Source organism: Yoonia sp. R78084 (genome assembly GCF_044595625.1).
Taxonomy (GTDB): Bacteria; Pseudomonadota; Alphaproteobacteria; order Rhodobacterales; family Rhodobacteraceae; genus Yoonia.
In genome coordinates, this window is record NZ_CP138993.1 from 1593745 (window position 1) to 1610906 (window position 17162).

Annotated in this window: 17 protein-coding genes; 12 read left to right on the top strand and 5 right to left on the bottom strand. The window is 58.8% G+C overall.

What is annotated here, in order from left to right:
• Positions 1-528 precede the first annotated feature (528 nt).
• Entirely contained in the window at positions 529-867 is a 339-nt protein-coding gene (locus tag SJY29_RS08175) for an MmcQ/YjbR family DNA-binding protein (protein ID WP_400088627.1), read from the top strand.
• Here SJY29_RS08175 and SJY29_RS08180 read toward each other — a convergent pair.
• Positions 858-1247, bottom strand: a complete 390-nt coding sequence (locus tag SJY29_RS08180) for a VOC family protein (protein WP_400088629.1) — start codon at positions 1245-1247, stop codon at positions 858-860. The two genes, SJY29_RS08175 and SJY29_RS08180, sit on opposite strands and share 10 nt — an antisense overlap.
• A 2-nt stretch (positions 1248-1249) precedes the next feature.
• Positions 1250-1426: a hypothetical protein gene (locus tag SJY29_RS08185; RefSeq protein WP_400088631.1), complete on the bottom strand. Its 177-nt coding sequence runs from the start codon at positions 1424-1426 to the stop codon at positions 1250-1252.
• Positions 1427-1503: 77 nt separating this feature from the next.
• On the opposite strand from SJY29_RS08185, the gene soxR reads away from it, so the two are divergent.
• Genes soxR through SJY29_RS08205 form a run of 4 tightly spaced genes read left to right on the top strand, consistent with a single transcriptional unit; the run spans position 1504 to position 5074 of the window.
• Positions 1504-1947, top strand: a complete 444-nt coding sequence (gene soxR / locus SJY29_RS08190; RefSeq protein WP_400088633.1) for a redox-sensitive transcriptional activator SoxR — start codon at positions 1504-1506, stop codon at positions 1945-1947.
• A gap of 33 nt (positions 1948-1980) precedes the next feature.
• Positions 1981-3156: a pyridoxal phosphate-dependent aminotransferase gene (locus tag SJY29_RS08195; RefSeq protein WP_400088635.1), complete on the top strand. Its 1176-nt coding sequence runs from the start codon at positions 1981-1983 to the stop codon at positions 3154-3156.
• Positions 3157-3206: 50 nt separating this feature from the next.
• Positions 3207-4268, top strand: a complete 1062-nt coding sequence (locus SJY29_RS08200; RefSeq protein ID WP_400088637.1) for a bifunctional transcriptional activator/DNA repair enzyme AdaA — start codon at positions 3207-3209, stop codon at positions 4266-4268.
• Positions 4265-5074 carry an isocitrate lyase/phosphoenolpyruvate mutase family protein gene (locus SJY29_RS08205; protein ID WP_400088639.1) on the top strand — a complete coding sequence of 270 codons (810 nt, stop codon included), beginning with the start codon at positions 4265-4267 and terminating at the stop codon, positions 5072-5074. Before SJY29_RS08200 ends, SJY29_RS08205 begins: the two co-directional genes overlap by 4 nt.
• 118 nt (positions 5075-5192) lie before the next feature.
• Here the strand turns inward: SJY29_RS08205 and SJY29_RS08210 are convergent, their stop codons facing one another.
• Both SJY29_RS08210 and SJY29_RS08215 read right to left on the bottom strand, forming a co-directional pair.
• On the bottom strand, positions 5193-5822 hold the full coding sequence (locus tag SJY29_RS08210) for an outer membrane protein (protein WP_400088641.1): 630 nt from the start codon (positions 5820-5822) through the stop codon (positions 5193-5195).
• 224 nt (positions 5823-6046) lie between these two features.
• Positions 6047-7135 carry an anhydro-N-acetylmuramic acid kinase gene (locus SJY29_RS08215; protein WP_400088643.1) on the bottom strand — a complete coding sequence of 363 codons (1089 nt, stop codon included), beginning with the start codon at positions 7133-7135 and terminating at the stop codon, positions 6047-6049.
• A 63-nt stretch (positions 7136-7198) separates the two neighbouring features.
• Between SJY29_RS08215 and tyrS the strand changes: the two genes are divergently transcribed.
• The 7 genes from tyrS to SJY29_RS08250 all read left to right on the top strand — a co-directional run bounded on the left by tyrS (position 7199) and on the right by SJY29_RS08250 (position 13012).
• On the top strand, positions 7199-8449 hold the full coding sequence (gene tyrS / locus SJY29_RS08220; protein WP_400088645.1) for a tyrosine--tRNA ligase: 1251 nt from the start codon (positions 7199-7201) through the stop codon (positions 8447-8449).
• A 20-nt stretch (positions 8450-8469) separates the two neighbouring features.
• Positions 8470-9321: a PhzF family phenazine biosynthesis protein gene (locus SJY29_RS08225; RefSeq protein ID WP_400088647.1), complete on the top strand. Its 852-nt coding sequence runs from the start codon at positions 8470-8472 to the stop codon at positions 9319-9321.
• A 59-nt stretch (positions 9322-9380) separates the two neighbouring features.
• Positions 9381-9800 (top strand): Fur family transcriptional regulator, encoded by a 420-nt coding sequence (locus SJY29_RS08230; RefSeq protein ID WP_110279008.1) that lies wholly within the window; start codon positions 9381-9383, stop codon positions 9798-9800.
• Positions 9801-9802: 2 nt separating this feature from the next.
• The gene (locus SJY29_RS08235) at positions 9803-10693 is read left to right on the top strand and encodes a DMT family transporter (protein WP_400088649.1); all 891 of its coding nucleotides are present in this window, start codon (positions 9803-9805) and stop codon (positions 10691-10693) included.
• Positions 10694-10734: 41 nt separating this feature from the next.
• Positions 10735-12012 carry a phosphopyruvate hydratase gene (eno, locus tag SJY29_RS08240; RefSeq protein ID WP_400088651.1) on the top strand — a complete coding sequence of 426 codons (1278 nt, stop codon included), beginning with the start codon at positions 10735-10737 and terminating at the stop codon, positions 12010-12012.
• A gap of 62 nt (positions 12013-12074) precedes the next feature.
• The gene (locus SJY29_RS08245) at positions 12075-12596 is read left to right on the top strand and encodes a GNAT family N-acetyltransferase (RefSeq protein ID WP_400088654.1); all 522 of its coding nucleotides are present in this window, start codon (positions 12075-12077) and stop codon (positions 12594-12596) included.
• Positions 12593-13012, top strand: coding sequence for a cupin domain-containing protein (locus SJY29_RS08250; RefSeq protein WP_400088656.1), 420 nt, complete (start codon positions 12593-12595; stop codon positions 13010-13012). Before SJY29_RS08245 ends, SJY29_RS08250 begins: the two co-directional genes overlap by 4 nt.
• Before the next feature lie 194 nt (positions 13013-13206).
• Here SJY29_RS08250 and SJY29_RS08255 read toward each other — a convergent pair whose 3' ends face one another.
• On the bottom strand, positions 13207-16845 hold the full coding sequence (locus SJY29_RS08255) for a vitamin B12-dependent ribonucleotide reductase (protein WP_400088658.1): 3639 nt from the start codon (positions 16843-16845) through the stop codon (positions 13207-13209).
• Positions 16846-17162: the final 317 nt, after the last annotated feature.

Genomic DNA, 17162 nt, shown 5'->3' on the forward strand with positions numbered 1-17162 from the left:
TCGCAGATGGTTGCCCCGACGGTTGCCCTCCACCGCCACCGCCGCCGGAGGAACCGGAAGGCAGTAACCCCGGCAATGCTAAGCCTGTCGGCAACAGTCCTTGGGACGGCATTACGGGCAATAGCGGCAACAACGATCCGGGACCGCGTGCTGCTCCTATGGATGGTCAGCGGACGGACAATCCATTCCCGCAACCGGGCGGCAAGGGTGACGGCCCGAGTACTGCAAACAAATGATCAGCCGATGAGCCGTGCTTTGTGCGGCCAATCATTGCCAGACAAAGTGCGGACTTGAAGACGTCCCCCGTTATCCCGCTCGTCCAAGTGGGGTAACGGATCGTAGGAATTTTAACATTTAAGAACACGAACCTAGCACTTCCAAACATGCTGTCAGCTTGAGTAGGCATGGTTTCTGTCCTTGGTGTCGGCGCGGGCTTTCAAGCCAATCGTATTTCGCTTGCAGTGAAACGCGCAAAAAGTGCCGCAAAGGACCCTTCCAAACCGCCCACATCTCGGGCATCCTCGCGCCATGTCACGCGCCCTCGTCAACCAAATCTGCACAGTCCTGCCCGGTGCCACCGCCGCCGACCCCGCAACCGAGCTTGATAGCTGGAAGGTGGGCGGCAAGATGTTTGCCTGTTTCGGTGACCGGATTGACGGTGTCTGCGTCAAGACCGATAGCGTAGACACCGCCGCCATGCTGATTGATGCAGGCGCTGCAACCAAAGCCCCCTATTTCCACAAAAGCTGGGTGCTTGTCAGTTTTGCCAGCGCTGAAGATGAATTGCGCCATCGGATTGCCGTGTCATATGACATCATCTTCAAAGCGCTGCCAAAAAAGACCCGCGATGCGATTGCTCAGGCGTAGCTGACGACCTCGATCTCGATCCCGTCACTGTCGTGAAAATAGAACCGGCGACCGGGTTCATAGTCGGCGTGGCTGTGCGGTGTGAAACCCCGGGCCTTCACCTTCGCCTCAACCACATCCAGATCATCCACAACGACACCCAGATGGTTCAACCCGCCGCGTGTCTGATAGCTTGCATCCGTTTTCGGCACTGTCTGATCGGGTTGTGATCCCGCATAGACGGCCACATAGCTGTCGTCTGTCCCGACGTGGACGGTATATCCCGCTCCGTTCATGGCAGACCCTTCCCAGCGGATGCGCCAGCCGAAAAGGTCCACCAGCATGGCCGCTGTCCGCTTCGGGTCCGACACGGTGACGTTGACATGTTCAAGCTGTGCCATCTTCAGGTCCTCCTTTTGAACGCCGCAATGACGCGGGCAAATGGGCCGGGTGCCGTACTGCGGGCAACAGCAAGGAAACAGCCACATTCAAGGTCATGCCCCCAGCCCAAGCCATCACGTTTCATGGCCGAAAGCGCCTCGGGGTCTGCGCAATAGCGCGTTGTGCGGTGGTTTGGCATCAGTTCTCTCCTCTGTTCAATTGAGTGCGAATCTGTTTTCATTCCTCAAGTTAACTTGAGATCAAGGATTAATTTTCATGCCCCAGGGATTGACCATCGGAGACCTAGCCGCGCGGACCGGATTGGCGGTGTCCGCCATCCGGTTCTATGAGACCCACGACATCGTCAAACCCCTGCGCAACAAGGGCGGTCATCGCCGCTACGGGCGGTCTGACATCCGGCGTTTGTCCTTTGTCATGGCCGCGCAAAAGCTGGGGTTCAGCCTGTCTGAAATCGCACCCCATCTGCGTCGCCTCCCCGACCACAAAGCACCGTCCAAAGCCGACTGGACACGGATCAGTGCCGCCTTCCGAAAGGATATCGACGCGCGCATCGCTGCGTTAGAGGACCTGCGTGACAAGCTGGACGGCTGTATCGGTTGCGGCTGTCTGAGCCTGAAATCCTGTGCGCTCTATAACCCTGCCGATGTGAAAGCGGCCGAAGGTGTCGGGCCGCGCAATCTCATCGCCACAACCACTTGACTCTCCCCGTGGCAGGCGGTTCCTCTGCGCCCCATGAAACTCTCGCATCGCATCACAAATATCACCGGCGGCGGCTCTGACGGCTGGGACGTCTTTTACAAAGCGCGGCGCATGATCGCCGAGGGCATTTCTGTCACGGAACTGACCATTGGCGAACATGATATCCGCACCAGCCCTGCCATTCTGGAGGCGATGAACAGGTCGGCCACGGGCGGCCATACGGGCTATGCCATGGTTCCGGGCACACTTGCTTTGCGCAAATCGGTTGCCGCAAGAATTGCCGCGCGCACCGGCGTGCCCACAACTGCGGAAAACATCCTGATCACACCAGGCGGACAGGCCGCACTCTTTGCAGCCCATATGGCTGTCTGCGATCCCGGGGACATCGCGGTTTATATCGACCCCTACTATGCCACCTACCCGGGCACGATCCGCGGTGCAGGTGCTGTGCCCAAGGCGATCGTGACAACACCGGACACCGCCTTTCAACCGACCGCTGCGGCGCTACAAGAGGCGACGAAAGGCGCGGCCTCTTTGCTGGTCAACACCCCCAACAACCCCACAGGTGTTGTCTACGGGCAAGAGACCCTCGCAGCCATTGCAGGGGCCTCCATCGCTAATGATCTGTGGCTGATCTCGGATGAGGTCTATGACACGCAGGTCTGGGAAGGCCACCATGTCAGCCCCCGCAGCCTGCCCGGCATGGAAGAGCGCACGCTTGTCGTGGGATCCATGTCCAAAAGCCATGCCATGACCGGCAGTCGCGTGGGCTGGATCTGTGGCCCGACCGAGACGATCAGCCAGATTATCAACCTTGCCACACACACGACATATGGCGTGGCTGGCTTCATTCAGGACGCCGCAGATTTCGCACTGAATCAGGGTGATGCGGTGGAGGAAGAGGTCGCAGCCCCCTTCCGCCGCAGACGTGCGCTCACAATGCAGGCGCTGGAAGGCCAGAACGTGGTGCGCGCGGTGCCTGCACAGGGTGCGATGTATGTGATGCTTGACCTGCGCGCGACCGGCATGAGCGGTGAAGACTTCGCAAATGCGCTGCTTGATGCCGAACATATCGCGGTGATGCCCGGCGAAAGCTTTGGTGCGGCGGCGGCAGGCCATGTGCGGGTCGCGATGACGATTGCGGATGATCAATATGTAGATGCGCTCAATCGCCTGATCCGTTTCGCCAGCGGCCTGGCTGCGCAATAGGCGCCCGATTTCAGGCGGCACAGCGGTATAGAATCGGCTAGCGTCGGGTCATGATGTTTGACCTGCCTGATGATGACACGCTCTATGATGCGCTTTTGGCGCGCGATCCCGACTATGACGGGCGGGCATTTGTCGGCGTGTCCTCGACAGGTATCTTTTGCAGGCTGACATGTCCCGCGCGCAAACCGAAGCGCGAAAATTGTCATTTTTACAATGATGTAGCGGCCTGCCTTCAGGCAGGTTTTCGCCCTTGCAAACGCTGCCACCCGCTGTCACCTGCGGCGCAGGGCGATCCGGCGGTCACGACACTGCTTGCAGCGCTTGAGACACAACCGGAGCAACGCTGGTCCGAGGCAGATGTCACCCGCATGGGGTTTGATCCGTCAACCGTGCGCCGCGCCTTCAAACGGCACTTTGGGCTGACATTCCTTGAAATGGCACGCAGCAGGCGGTTGGCATTGGGGTTCACAGCCCTGAGCAGCGGATCGGTCATCGCCGCACAGCTGGATGCGGGCTTTGAAAGCCCCTCCGCTTTTCGCGCGGCCTTTGGCAAATTGATGGGGGTGGCCCCCGGCAGCCTTGCCAAGGATGCGCTTTTGCGCGCCGACCACATCAAAACACCGCTGGGCGATATGATTGCGGTTTGCGACAACCGCGCGCTGCACTTGCTGGAATTCGCAGACCGCAGGGCCCTTCCTGCGGAAATGCAACGGCTGCGCAAGGCGGCAAAGGGCAGCATCGGGATCGGGCGCTTTGCAACACATGACCAGATCGAAGCGGAACTTGAGGCATTTTTTGCCAAGACCTCGGATCAGTTTGCCACGCCGCTTGCCCTGCATGGAACCGCCTTCACCCGCAACGTCTGGGCCACCCTACGCACCATTCCGGCGGGTGAAACGCGCAGTTACAGCGCGATTGCCGCCGCCATCGGTGCGCCGCTTGCCACCCGCGCTGTGGCCCGCGCAAATGGCGCCAACCAGATCGCAATCGTCATCCCGTGCCACCGCGTGATTGGCGCGGATGGATCGCTGACAGGCTATGGCGGCGGGCTTTGGCGCAAGCAATATCTGATCGACCTTGAAAAACACTATGCTGACAGGAGACAGCCATGACCGATATTGGTGCTACATTTCGCGCACTGCACATCAAAGGTGATCCGCTTTTGATGGTGAACGTCTGGGATGGCGGGTCGGCCAAGATGATGGCGAACATGGGGGCCAAGGCCCTTGCGACATCGTCGGCGGCCCATGCCTTTACGCTCGGCCGGCCCGATGGCGGCACCCTCACTCGGGACGAGGCACTGGCGCATGCGCAGGATATTGTCAGCGCCACACCGCTGCCTGTGCAAGGTGATTTCGAGAACGGGTTCGGCGATGATCCCGAGACTTGCGCCGAGACCGTGCGTATGGCCGCCGAGATAGGTTTGGCTGGCATCTGCATCGAAGATACCGCCCTTCCCGATCAGACGGCCTATGATTTCGAACTCGCCGTCGAACGGATTGCGGCGGCTGCGGCGGCTGCGCGTGGTTTAGCGCATGATTTTGTGCTGACAGCTCGCGCCGACGGCATTCTGACTGGCGCTTATGACACGGATGAAGCAATCCGCCGTTTGCGGGCGTTTGAGGCTGCGGGGGCAGATTGCCTTTACGCCCCGTTGCCACCGGATATGGCCGCGCTGGCACGGATTTGTGAAGCTACAACAGCACCGGTCAATGCGCTGGTTGCAGGGCCTTTCAACCGCCACACCCAGACTGAATTCGCAAACATCGGGGTGGCGCGCTTGTCGCTTGGCTCTGCGCTTTCACGGATCACCCACCGCGCGATCTATGATGCCGCGACCGCCATGTTCGGATCAGGTGATTTTTCCGCGCTTCAGAAAGGCATCAGCAGCGATATCATTGACGATCTGCTGACATAGACAGGCCCAAGCCAAAATAAATGGGGCCTGTCAGAATTCTGACAGGCCCCATAAAAGCATCCAATGCAATTGTTTTTTGGGGAAGGGACAGTGCGGTTGGATACCTTTTGGTCAGTTCTTAGAACTTGAACGATGCACGCAGCGTCAGCGTTGTCGCATCGACGTCGAGGCCGTCGTTGTCCGCAACATCTTCAAACTGGTGCTGCAGAACTTCACCACCCAACACGATGGAGTCGCTCATCATGTAGGACAGGCCGAGACCGGCAAATGTGCCGTCGGTGTCGCCGTCAAGATCATCAGATGTTTGCGCCTGTGCGTAGCCTGCGGTGATGTATGGCATGAATGCGCCTGCGTCATAGCCAAGTTTGGCTTTTGCGCGTGCAACGCCATCCAGATCAGAGTTTGGCGTATCGAACGAGATATCTGTCAGGTCATAATCAACCTCACCACCCAGGACGATGGAGCCGAAATCATAGTTGTAGCCAGCATGGACACCGTAGATCACGCCGTCAGGCTCGGATGGCGTTGTTGCCGCGTTAGGATCCAGTTGACCATAACCAAGCTGACCACCGACATAAAAGCCGGTCCAGTCATTGCCCATCATCACAGGGGCAGGCGCAACAGCAACAGGTGCGGGTGCAGGTGCTGCAACTGGCTCGGACAGTCCGCCAGCAGTTGCCATACCGGCGACGATCGCCAAAGGTGCAGCCAACATGCTCGTGCGGGCGATTTTTGAAGTCATAAACATTGTAGTCTCCGTTTTTCGGTTGTTGTACGAGCCACAGATGACACTTCCTTTGCCGTATTCAACCAGGCTCACGCGGCTGTGACTGCCATCGGCCAAAACTGGCGGAGCGCGGCGCTTTGCGTCGGCCAAAACTGGCCGATTTTCTAAGAAAAACAGGTAAGTACCCGTCTTTTGCCTTAGATCAATCGCACGATTTCGTGATCGTTTATACTTGTCGGCTTTGCCTAAGTGCTCAGCCGCCCACCCGTCAGCGGGGTCGGCACAGCGGTCGTTTGCGGGCTTGATAACGGATACCCTCGCACGGCCCTGACCGCCAGATAGGCAAAGGCCTGTGCTTCGAGCATATCGCCGTCCAGACCCACGGATTTAACCGAGGTCACTGCGCAGGACAGCGCCCGCGCCAAACCGGCCATGACGGTCTTGTTGTGCCGCCCGCCGCCGGTGACCAAAAGCTGTGCGGGCATGGTGGGGCAAAGGGCCAGGGCCGCGACCACAGATTGCACCACGGCTGCGGCAAGTGTGGCCAGTGCATCGGTGTCAGGTAAATCCGCAACGGCCCGGACCAACCCGTCAAAGGCGTCGCGGTCGAGCGATTTGGGGGCGGATTTGGTGAAATACGGATGGGCCATGAAGGCCGCAAGGATACCGGCATCCGCCTGCCCCTGCGCCGCCAGTACGCCGTCCGCGTCATAACCCACCCCGTGGCGCAGGCGCATCAGGTCATTCATCGGCGCATTTGCAGGGCCGGTATCAAAGGCCAGCAGGGCCGCGGGGTCTTCGGGCGCGGCGCAGGCAGGATTGACCCATGTGATATTGCCGACGCCGCCAAGGTTCAGAAAGGCGACCGGTGCTTGCGCTTTGATCCACTTGGCCAATGCAAAGTGATAGAAAGGCGCCAGCGGCGCCCCCTGCCCGCCAGCCGCCACATCGGCGGTGCGAAAATCCCACACCACAGGATACCCCAAGGCCGCCGCCAGCCGCGCCCCGTCGCCGCATTGATGGGTACCGCGCCCACCGGGATCATGGGCAAGGGTCTGCCCATGAAACCCCGCAAGCTGGATATCCGCGAAAGGTGCCATCACAGCGATATGGGCGTCTTCGACAATCTGTGCCGCCTTGCTGCAATCCGCGTCCTGCCAGCGGCCCAAATGCGCCTTGAGGACCGCTTGTTCTGCGGCACTGTAGGGCCGGTAGGCACTGGGCCCGAAACCCGCAATCTGCCTGCCATCGGTATGCAAAACCGCCGCATCCACCCCGTCAAGCGAGGTGCCCGACATGGTGCCAAGCACCGTGATCACGCCATCTTGCAACATGTACTTTCCCTATGCCTTCGTCCTCACTATAGAGTGCACCGAGACAATGCCGGGAACAAGCCAATGACCTACCATCCGAAATCCGAATTCATGAACGTCATGATGCAGCGCGGCTTTCTGGCCGACTGCACGGATTATCAGGGCCTTGACGAGGCGCTGAGCAAAGGGGTCGTGCCTGCCTATATCGGCTATGACGCCACCGCCAAATCGCTGCATGTCGGGCACCTGATGAACATCATGGTGCTGCGCTGGTTGCAAAAATGCGGACACAAGCCGATCACCCTGATGGGCGGCGGCACCACCAAGGTGGGCGATCCGTCGTTCCGTGCGGATGAACGCCCCTTGCTGGACGATGCGGCGATTGCCGACAACATTGCAGGCATGCAGAAAGTCTTTGCGCAATACCTGACCTATGGCGACGGTCCGAAAGACGCGATCATGCTCAACAATGCCGAATGGCTTGACGGGTTGAACTACCTCTCTTTCCTGCGGGATATCGGGCGGCATTTTTCCGTGAACCGGATGCTGTCTTTCGAAAGCGTGAAATCACGGCTGGACCGCGAACAGTCACTTTCGTTCCTCGAATTCAACTACATGATCCTGCAAGCCTATGATTTTCTTGAACTGAACCGCCGCTATGGCTGCCTTTTGCAAATGGGCGGCTCGGACCAGTGGGGCAATATCGTCAACGGGATCGACCTCACGCGGCGCGTGCTGGATCAGGAAATCTACGGCATGACCACACCGCTGCTGACCACATCGGACGGGCGCAAAATGGGCAAGTCCCAAGGCGGTGCGATCTGGCTGAACGGCGATATGCTGTCGCCTTACGAATTCTGGCAGTTCTGGCGCAATACAACTGATGCCGACACAGGCAAGTTCTTGAAATTATTTACCGAACTGCCTGTTGAGGAATGTGAACGCCTCGGCGCGCTGGAAGGCTCCGAGATCAACGCGGCCAAGATTATTCTGGCCAATGAGGTCACAACCCTATTGCACGGCGCCGAGGCTGCCCAGGCAGCGGAAGCGACCGCGCGCGAAGTCTTCGAGAAGGGCGGCGTCGGTGATGATCTGCCGACGCTCACGTTAACAGGCGATGAGTTGGGCGGTGGTATGTCTATCGTGCAGTTGATTGTGAAATCGGGCCTTGCCAAAAGCGGGAAAGAGGCCAAACGCCTTATCGCCGAAAACGGTGCGCGGTTGAATGATGAACCGCTGACCGATGCGGGCCTGATGGTGGATGCAAGCCAGCTTGCCACACCGATCAAGCTGAGCGCGGGTAAGAAACGTCACGCTTTGGTGCAACTGGGCTAGCGGAAGGCAGAGGTAAAGCAATGACGGATTATCTGGTCTACGACGTCTTTACCGACACGGCTTTTGGCGGCAATCAGCTCGCGGTTTTTCCTGATGCGCGGGGGCTGCCCGAGGCAAATCTGCAAAAGATCGCGCGCGAATTCAACTTCTCGGAAGTGACCTTTGTGTATCCGCCAAAGGATCCCGCACATACTGCAAAGGTGCGCATCTTCACCCCGACAATGGAGATCCCTTTCGCGGGTCATCCCACCATCGGCACGGCAATCGCGCTGCGCGATGCAGGCCACGAAGGCCCGCTGACCCTTGAACTGGGCATTGGCCCGATCATCTGTGAGTTTGCAGGCGATAGCGCCGCGTTCACAATCAACGCACCGCTCACGCGGCTTGCGACCCCCGATCCGGCATTAGTCGCACAGGCGCTTGGGCTGGAGAAATCGGCGATTGATCTGACCACACATGCCCCTTTGCAAGCCACAATCGGGCTGCCTTTCGTGCTGGTTGCTCTGCGCAGCAAAGACGATCTGGATGCCTGCGCGCCTTCGGTTGACCATATCCGGCAAGGGGCCAAGACCTACCCTGCCAGCATAGATTTCGCTCTTTATGCCTATGTCCGCGACGGCAACCACGTTGACGCACGCATGTTCGCACCGCTTGACAATATCCCCGAAGACCCCGCCACAGGAAGTGCGGCAGCCACGCTGGCAGCATTGCTGACCGAGGAACTGGGCCAAGACCTGACGCTTGAGATCCTGCAGGGCGAAAAGATGGGCCGCCCGTCCAATATTTCCGCCACCACACGCCATGGCAATCCTGTTGCCGTCACGATCGCGGGCAAAGCTGTACGGACGATGCAAGGCACGCTTGTGGTCTAATCTTCTGGAAACCGGCGGCTTGCCCCGTTATCAGAACATCAGGACAAAAAGAGGCCGGTATGACGACGACCATTCTTGAGCGCTGCGAAGCCAACGGGCTGCGGATGACAGACCAGAGGCGCACGATTGCTGCGGTATTGCAGGAAGCGGAGGATCATCCGGACGTCGAAGAGCTTTACAACCGTGCCTCAGCGGTCGATGCGCGGATTTCACTGGCAACGGTTTACCGCACAGTCAAACTGTTTGAAGAGACCGGTATCCTTGAAAAGCATGAATTCGGCGACGGCCGTGCGCGCTATGAGGCCGCGGACCGCGAACACCATGACCACCTGATTGATGTGCATTCGGGCGAGGTGATCGAATTTGTAGACCCTGAAATCGAAGAGCTTCAGGAACGGATCGCGGCGAAACTGGGGTACCGTTTGATGGGACACCGGCTCGAGCTCTACGCGGTTCCCCTCACAGATAAGGACGACTAAGCGTGGACAATATCCGCGGCGCAGGCTTCATGGTCTTTGCGATGCTCTGCTTTGCCGTCGAGGACGGCATGATCAAGCTGTTGGCGGCGGATATGCCCGTGGGACAGATCATTTCCATTGCCTGTTTTGGCGGGTTGATCGGTTTTCTGGTCTGGTCTGCGATCAAGGGTGATGCGCTATGGCAGCCGGACTATCTCAATCGCAAAGTCCTGCTGCGCAGTGCCTCCGACACCGCAGGCTCAATCCTTTTCGCCACCTCGCTGGCGCTTGTGCCGCTCACAACGGCTTCAGCGGTCATTCAAGCCACACCACTGGTGGTCACCCTTGGGGCCGCGCTCTTTCTTGGACAAGCGGTCGGCTGGCGGCGGTGGGTCGCGATTGTGATCGGGTTCATTGGCGTGCTGATCATCATCCGCCCCGGCATGGAAGGCTTTACCCCCGCCACCCTGCTGGCGGTCGCGGGGATGCTGGGGCTTGCGGCGCGTGATCTTATTACCCGCAGCCTGACCGTGAAACTGAATGGCCCGCAACTTGCAACCCACACCTTTGCCCTGATCGTGCCAGCAGGTTTGCTGGTCACAGTCTTGCGCGGGCAAAGCTTTGTCATGCCGGATGCGTATCAATCGCTGATCCTTTTCGGCACCATCGTGGTGGGCATGATTGCTTATCTCGCGATCCTCGCGGCAACCCGTGGCGGCAATGCAGGCATTATTTCGTCATTCCGTTACAGCCGTATGATCTTTGCACTGATTGTCGGCTATCTGATGTTCCGCGAAGTTCCCGATATGCCCACGGTCATCGGGGCGGCGATCATCATGGCCACCGGCATCTATACCTTGTGGCGCGAGGCCCGCCTGCACCGCGCTTCCCTTCAACCCGGACCCGCGCTATAGAAGCGCTGATAACGCTAACACCCGCCCTCAGGAGCATCCCCATGAGCACGATCATCGACATCCACGCCCGCGAAATTCTGGACAGCCGGGGCAACCCGACCGTCGAGGTTGACGTGATTTTGGAAGACGGCACCATGGGCCGCGCCGCTGTCCCTTCGGGCGCATCAACAGGCGCGCATGAAGCGGTCGAAAAGCGCGATGGCGACAAGTCCCGCTACATGGGCAAAGGCGTGCTTGAGGCCGTGGCGGCCGTGAACGGCGAAATCGCCCAAGCGATCCTTGGCTTTGATGCGACCGAGCAGGTCGCCATCGACATGGCGATGATCGAACTGGACGGCACACCGAACAAAGCCCGCCTTGGCGCAAATGCGATCCTTGGCGTGTCCATGGCGGTGGCGAAAGCTGCGGCAGATTTTACCGCACAGCCGCTGTTCCGCTACATCGGCGGCACCTCTGCCCGCACCCTGCCCGTGCCCATGATGAACATCATCAATGGCGGCGAACATGCTGATAACCCTATTGATATTCAGGAATTCATGATCATGCCGGTCGCTGCGGAAAACATCCGCGAAGCCGTGCGCATGGGGTCCGAGGTGTTCCATACGCTGAAAAAGGAACTCTCTGCCGCGGGTCACAACACAGGCATCGGCGATGAGGGTGGCTTTGCGCCGAACCTTGCCAGCACCCGTGTGGCACTTGATTTCATCATGACGTCGATCAAAAAGGCAGGCTATGAGCCGGGCAAGGATATCTACCTCGCGCTCGATTGCGCCGCGACTGAGTACTACAAAGACGGCAAATACGAGATGGTCGGCGAAGGCGTGTCCCTGACATCCGCCGAAAACGCGGCCTATCTTGCCAAACTGGTCGAAGATTACCCCATCATCAGCATTGAAGACGGGATGTCCGAAGATGACTGGGACGGCTGGAAGACGCTGACCGATATGATTGGCGACAAGGTGCAGCTTGTGGGCGACGACCTTTTTGTCACCAACCCTGCCCGTCTGGCCGACGGTATCGCCAAAGGCTCTGCCAATTCCATGCTGGTCAAGGTCAACCAGATCGGCACGCTGACCGAGACATTGCAGGCCGTCGATATGGCGCACCGTGCAAAGTTCACCAACGTGATGTCGCACCGGTCGGGTGAGACCGAGGATGCGACCATTGCCGACCTTGCGGTTGCTACCAACTGCGGCCAGATCAAGACTGGCTCGCTGTCTCGTTCCGACCGTCTGGCAAAGTATAACCAGTTGATGCGCATCGAAGAAATGCTGGGCGAAACGGCTGTCTATGCTGGCCGGAGCATCCTGAAAGGATGATCACCGAAGGGATGCACCCTATCCCGCAAGGACACGTCGCGGCGGTTGTCACCTATCTGCAGATGACAGCCCCCGCGATGACGCCAAAGCCCTTTCCCGATGGGGTGACCGCCACGCGCGAGCGGATGGACAACGACAGCTACCGCGCACTGTTTCGCGCGGTCGGTGAGCCTTGGCTTTGGACCCTGCGCCTCGTCATGGATGATGCTGCATTGGCGGCGATCCTGAGCGACGACAGGACCGAGACATGGGTGGTCCGCAAGAACGGCGCGGCTATTGGCCTTGCCGAGCTTGATTTCCGCCCGGAGAATGAATGTGAGCTGGCCTATTTTGGTATCGTGAAAGAGGCGACAGGCCAAGGGCTTGGCGGCCCGATGATGGCACTGGCGCAAGCCCGCGCCTTTGCCCGCAAGATCCGCCGATTCTTCGTGCATACCTGCAACTGGGACGATCCGCGTGCTTTGGGTTTTTACCAGAAAGCAGGGTTTGTCCCCTATCAGACCGCAGTCGAGGTGTTCCCCGATCCGCGCCTGCACGGCCATCATTCTCCAGACACAGCACCCCACGTACCATGCCTGACATGACCGCTGACGAGATCATCGCCCAGCTCGACCTCGCCCCGCATCCTGAAGGCGGGTATTACCGCCAAACCTGGGTCGCGGAGAATGAGGGGCGCGCCACGGGCACTTGCATCTATTTCCTGCTGAAGGCCGGACAGGCCAGCCATTGGCACGCGGTCGATGCGGTGGAGATCTGGCACTACTACGCAGGCGCGCCGCTGGTTTTGTCATTGGCCCCCACCCTTGACGGGCCAGCCACTGACCACATGCTGGGACCGGACCTTGCCGCAGGACAGCTGCCGCAAGCCATCGTGCCCGAAGGTCACTGGCAGATGGCGGCCACGACAGGAGACTGGACACTCGTCGGCTGCACCGTTTCACCCGGGTTTGAATTCGCAGGCTTCACGCTCGCCGCACCCGGCGTGGATATCCCGCGCTAGTCTCCAGAATAAAAAAGGGGGAGCGCATGCTCCCCCCGAGTTTCGCTGATCAGGCTCACTCATTATACCGCTCGGTTTGTTTGCCTGCGGCCCAATCCGCGCCGGAGCGAGCGCACCCGCTCCGAAGCTCTTCATCAGCGAAGGAATTTCGCCGAAATTCCTTCTGCGCGCATAAGATTTTTCGTCGAAAAATCTTAGCTACAGCCGCTTGTCCCGCCGCATGTGTTGCACTTCATGCAGGTGCCGTTGCGCACCAGCGTGTAGTTGCCGCACTCGCCGCAAGGATCGCCCTCATAGCCCTGCATCTTGGCCTTGTCGCGGGCCGAGATTGTTGCTGTGGCGGTCGTTGATGTCACGCTTTCGCTGACGATGGTTTGCAGGGTCGCAACAGGGTCAATGCTGCTGTCCACCGGCGCCAGACGAACGCCGCCTTGCAAGGCGACCAGATCCTGCGGCATCCGCTTGCGCAGGTAACCTGTGGACGAGATCTGCTTGAGCACCTCGAGCGAGCGTGAAGCCGCACTTTCGGTCGGTGTTTTCACGTTGGACACGCCCTCTTCCTCGCCACGGCCGATATCGTCAAACGATGCGCCCTCCGGCTTGACGTGCGCCAGATCGGTGCGGTCGAGGTAGGACACAGCCAGTTCGCGGAAGATGTAGTCAAGGATCGACGTTGCATTCTTGATGCTGTCGTTGCCCTGAACCATGCCTGCGGGCTCGAACTTGGTAAATGTGAAGGCATCCACGAATTCCTCAAGGGGCACACCGTACTGAAGACCAACCGATACCGCGATGGCAAAGTTGTTCATCATGGCGCGGAAACCGGCACCTTCCTTGTGCATGTCGATGAAGATTTCACCAAGCTGGCCATCCTCATACTCACCGGTGCGCAGGTACACCTTGTGCCCGCCGACAATCGCCTTTTGGGTATAGCCCTTGCGGCGCTGGGGCATCTTTTCGCGCTCACGGTTGCGCACCTCTTGCACGATGATCTTCTCGACGATCTTTTCGGCCAGAACGGCGGCTTTCTCGTGGTGGTTGCCGCTTTCCAGGATCTCTTGCGCGTCCTCATCGTCCTCGACCAGTGCTGCCGCCAGAGGCTGGGACAGTTTGGAGCCATCACGGTAGAGCGCATTCGCCTTCACACCCAATGACCACGACAATTCATAGGCCTTCTGGCAGTCCTCGATTGTCGCATCGTTCGGCATGTTGATCGTCTTGGAAATCGCACCCGAGATGAACGACTGGGCCGCAGCCATCATGTAGATGTGGCTATCAACGCTCAGATAACGTTTGCCTTTCTTCCCGCATGGGTTGGCGCAATCGAATACAGAATAGTGCTCTTCTTTCAGGAACGGGGCACCTTCCAGCGTCATGGTTCCGCAGACGTGATCGTTGGCGGCCTCGATATCCTGCTTGGAATAGCCGAGGTGGCGCAGCAGATCGAAGGTCGGATCGTTCAGCTTTTCGGTCGGGATACCCAGCGTCTTGGTGCAGAACTCTTCGCCAAGCGTCCACTGGTTAAAGACAAAGCGGATGTCGAATGCCGAGGCCAGCGCGCCTTCGACCTTATCCAGTTCCGCCTGACCAAAGCCGTGTCCGATCAGCGAGGTGTGGTTGATCGCTGGCGCCTGCCCGATCGAACCGTGACCGACCGCATAGGCAATGATCTCTTCAATCTGCGCAGATCCATAGCCCAGTTTCTCAAGGGCGGCTGGCACCGACTGGTTAATGATCTTGAAGTAACCGCCACCGGCCAGTTTCTTGAACTTCACCAGCGCAAAGTCCGGCTCGATCCCTGTGGTGTCGCAGTCCATGACCAGACCGATGGTGCCTGTAGGCGCGATAACGGACACTTGCGCATTGCGGTAGCCGTGCTTTTTGCCCAGCTTCAGCGCCTCGTCCCAGCTGCCAACCGCCAGTTCGATCAAACGCTGATCAGGGCAATTTGCATGGTCCAGCGGCACAGGCTTCACTTCCAGTGCATCATAGCCGTCTTTCTTGCCCAAGGCCGCCTGACGGTGGTTTTTGATGACGCGCAGCATATGCTTGCTGTTCTTGGCATAACCCGGGAAGGCGCCCAGCTCGCCTGCCATTTCGGCAGAGGTGGCATAGGAGACACCCGAAAGGATCGCGGTCAGGGCAGCACCCATCGCGCGGCCTTCGTCGCTGTCATAGCCAAGGCCCATGTTCATCAAAAGGCCACCGATGTTGGCGTAACCCAGACCAAGCGTTCTGAAGTCATAGGACCGCTGCGCGATTTCCTTGGAGGGGAACTGCGCCATCATCACGCTGATTTCCAATGTTACGGTCCACAGACGTGTGGCGTGCATATAGTCTTCGGCTTGGAACTTCCCGTCCGAATAGAATGTCAGTAGGTTCATCGACGCAAGGTTACAGGCCGTGTCATCGAGGAACATGTATTCGGAACAAGGGTTTGAGCCGCGAATCTCACCATCTTCGGGGCATGTGTGCCAAGCGTTGACCGTGTCGTGGTACTGGATACCCGGATCGGCACAGGCCCATGCGGCATGGCCCACCTGCTCCCACAATTCACGGGCTTTGATGATCTTGGCGACCTCGCCGTTCTTGCGGTTGATCAGTTTCCAGTCGGCGTCGTCCTCAACGGCCTTAAGGAAGGCATCGGTTACGCGGATCGAGTTGTTGGAGTTCTGACCGGAAACCGAAGAATACGCTTCCGAATCCCAGTCGGTGTCATAGGTCGGGAATTCGATGCTGGTGTAGCCCTGCTTGGCGTAATCCAACACGCGCTTGATGTAAGTCTCGGGGATCGCAGAGCGTTTCGCGTCTTTGACAGCGGCGGCCAGCGTCTCGTTTGTCTTGGGATCATAGGCCGCAACTTCCTGCCCGTCCCATGATTTGATCGCCGCGAAGATCGCGTTCAGGTAACGGGCGTGCATTTTAGAGCCCGCAACGATGGACGCCACTTTCTGCTCTTCAATGACCTTCCAGTTGATGAATTCCTGGATATCGGGGTGGTCGGCATCGACGATCACCATCTTGGCCGCACGACGTGTTGTGCCGCCCGATTTGATCGCACCGGCGGCGCGGTCACCGATTTTGAGAAAACCCATCAGGCCGGATGATTTGCCACCGCCAGACAGTGCCTCGCCCTCGCCGCGCAGCGACGAGAAGTTGGTGCCTGTGCCGGAGCCGTATTTGAACAGACGCGCTTCGCGGACCCAAAGGTCCATGATGCCGCCTTCGTTCACCAGATCATCGTCAACAGACTGAATAAAGCAAGCGTGCGGCTGCGGGTGCTCATAGCTGGATGCGGATTTTGTCAGCTCGCCAGTCTGGTAATCGACGTAGTAGTGCCCCTGTGCCGGGCCGTCGATGCCGTAAGCCCAGTGTAGGCCGGTGTTGAACCACTGCGGACTGTTGGGGGCGGCACGCTGTGTCGCCAGCATATAACGCATTTCGTCGAAGTAGGCGCGCGCGTCATCCTCGGATGTGAAATAGCCGCCCTTCCAGCCCCAATATGTCCATGCACCGGCCAAACGGTCGAACACCTGCTTGGCGGATGTTTCACCACCAAATGTTGCGTCCTTTGCTGGAACCGAGCGCCACAGGAACTCAGGCACGCCCTTTTCCTTCACGCGCTTCACTTCGGAGGGCACACCCGCCTTGCGGAAATACTTCTGCGCGATGACGTCAGAGGCAACCTGGCTCCAACCGGCCGGAATTTCACAATTGTCGAGTTTGAAAACAACTGTGCCGTCGGGATTGCGAATCTCCGACGTCGTCGTCTTGAACTCGAGCTCGCCATAGGCGCCTGTTTTCGCTTTCGTGAAATTACGGTCAATTTTCATTGGTCTGCCCCATTCTAGTCTGCGCCGTCGTTGCGGCTAAATTCTCAACAAGGCCGCCTGCGCGACCAATCCGGAAAAGAACGTGTCAGCTGTCGACGCCACACTGCCTACGATCCAAGATCGAGCGCACGTCTCTGGGCGCTGAATAGCTACGCCCGCCTGTTGAACTGTCCCCGTGCCGCTACCACATCTTGTGTCGTGTTCGTCGGCCTGCACAACCTGACGCATCTAGCCCTCGTGGGTCAACGGCTTTTTAACACAAAATGTGGATTAAATTGATTGACCTGTCGGTCCTCACATGCCCGCCCTTTTGGGCA

Bases quoted from the DNA above. Each gene is read 5' to 3' on its own strand.
- SJY29_RS08175 (WP_400088627.1), top strand. From the start codon at position 529: ATGTCACGCGCCCTCGTCAACCAAATCTGCACAGTCCTGCCCGGTGCC.
- SJY29_RS08180 (WP_400088629.1), bottom strand. From the start codon at position 1,247: ATGGCACAGCTTGAACATGTCAACGTCACCGTGTCGGACCCGAAGCGG.
- SJY29_RS08185 (WP_400088631.1), bottom strand. From the start codon at position 1,426: ATGCCAAACCACCGCACAACGCGCTATTGCGCAGACCCCGAGGCGCTT.
- soxR (WP_400088633.1), top strand. From the start codon at position 1,504: ATGCCCCAGGGATTGACCATCGGAGACCTAGCCGCGCGGACCGGATTG.
- SJY29_RS08195 (WP_400088635.1), top strand. From the start codon at position 1,981: ATGAAACTCTCGCATCGCATCACAAATATCACCGGCGGCGGCTCTGAC.
- SJY29_RS08200 (WP_400088637.1), top strand. From the start codon at position 3,207: ATGATGTTTGACCTGCCTGATGATGACACGCTCTATGATGCGCTTTTG.
- SJY29_RS08205 (WP_400088639.1), top strand. From the start codon at position 4,265: ATGACCGATATTGGTGCTACATTTCGCGCACTGCACATCAAAGGTGAT.
- SJY29_RS08210 (WP_400088641.1), bottom strand. From the start codon at position 5,822: ATGTTTATGACTTCAAAAATCGCCCGCACGAGCATGTTGGCTGCACCT.
- SJY29_RS08215 (WP_400088643.1), bottom strand. From the start codon at position 7,135: ATGTTGCAAGATGGCGTGATCACGGTGCTTGGCACCATGTCGGGCACC.
- tyrS (WP_400088645.1), top strand. From the start codon at position 7,199: ATGACCTACCATCCGAAATCCGAATTCATGAACGTCATGATGCAGCGC.
- SJY29_RS08225 (WP_400088647.1), top strand. From the start codon at position 8,470: ATGACGGATTATCTGGTCTACGACGTCTTTACCGACACGGCTTTTGGC.
- SJY29_RS08230 (WP_110279008.1), top strand. From the start codon at position 9,381: ATGACGACGACCATTCTTGAGCGCTGCGAAGCCAACGGGCTGCGGATG.
- eno (WP_400088651.1), top strand. From the start codon at position 10,735: ATGAGCACGATCATCGACATCCACGCCCGCGAAATTCTGGACAGCCGG.
- SJY29_RS08245 (WP_400088654.1), top strand. From the start codon at position 12,075: ATGACAGCCCCCGCGATGACGCCAAAGCCCTTTCCCGATGGGGTGACC.
- SJY29_RS08250 (WP_400088656.1), top strand. From the start codon at position 12,593: ATGACCGCTGACGAGATCATCGCCCAGCTCGACCTCGCCCCGCATCCT.
- SJY29_RS08255 (WP_400088658.1), bottom strand. From the start codon at position 16,845: ATGAAAATTGACCGTAATTTCACGAAAGCGAAAACAGGCGCCTATGGC.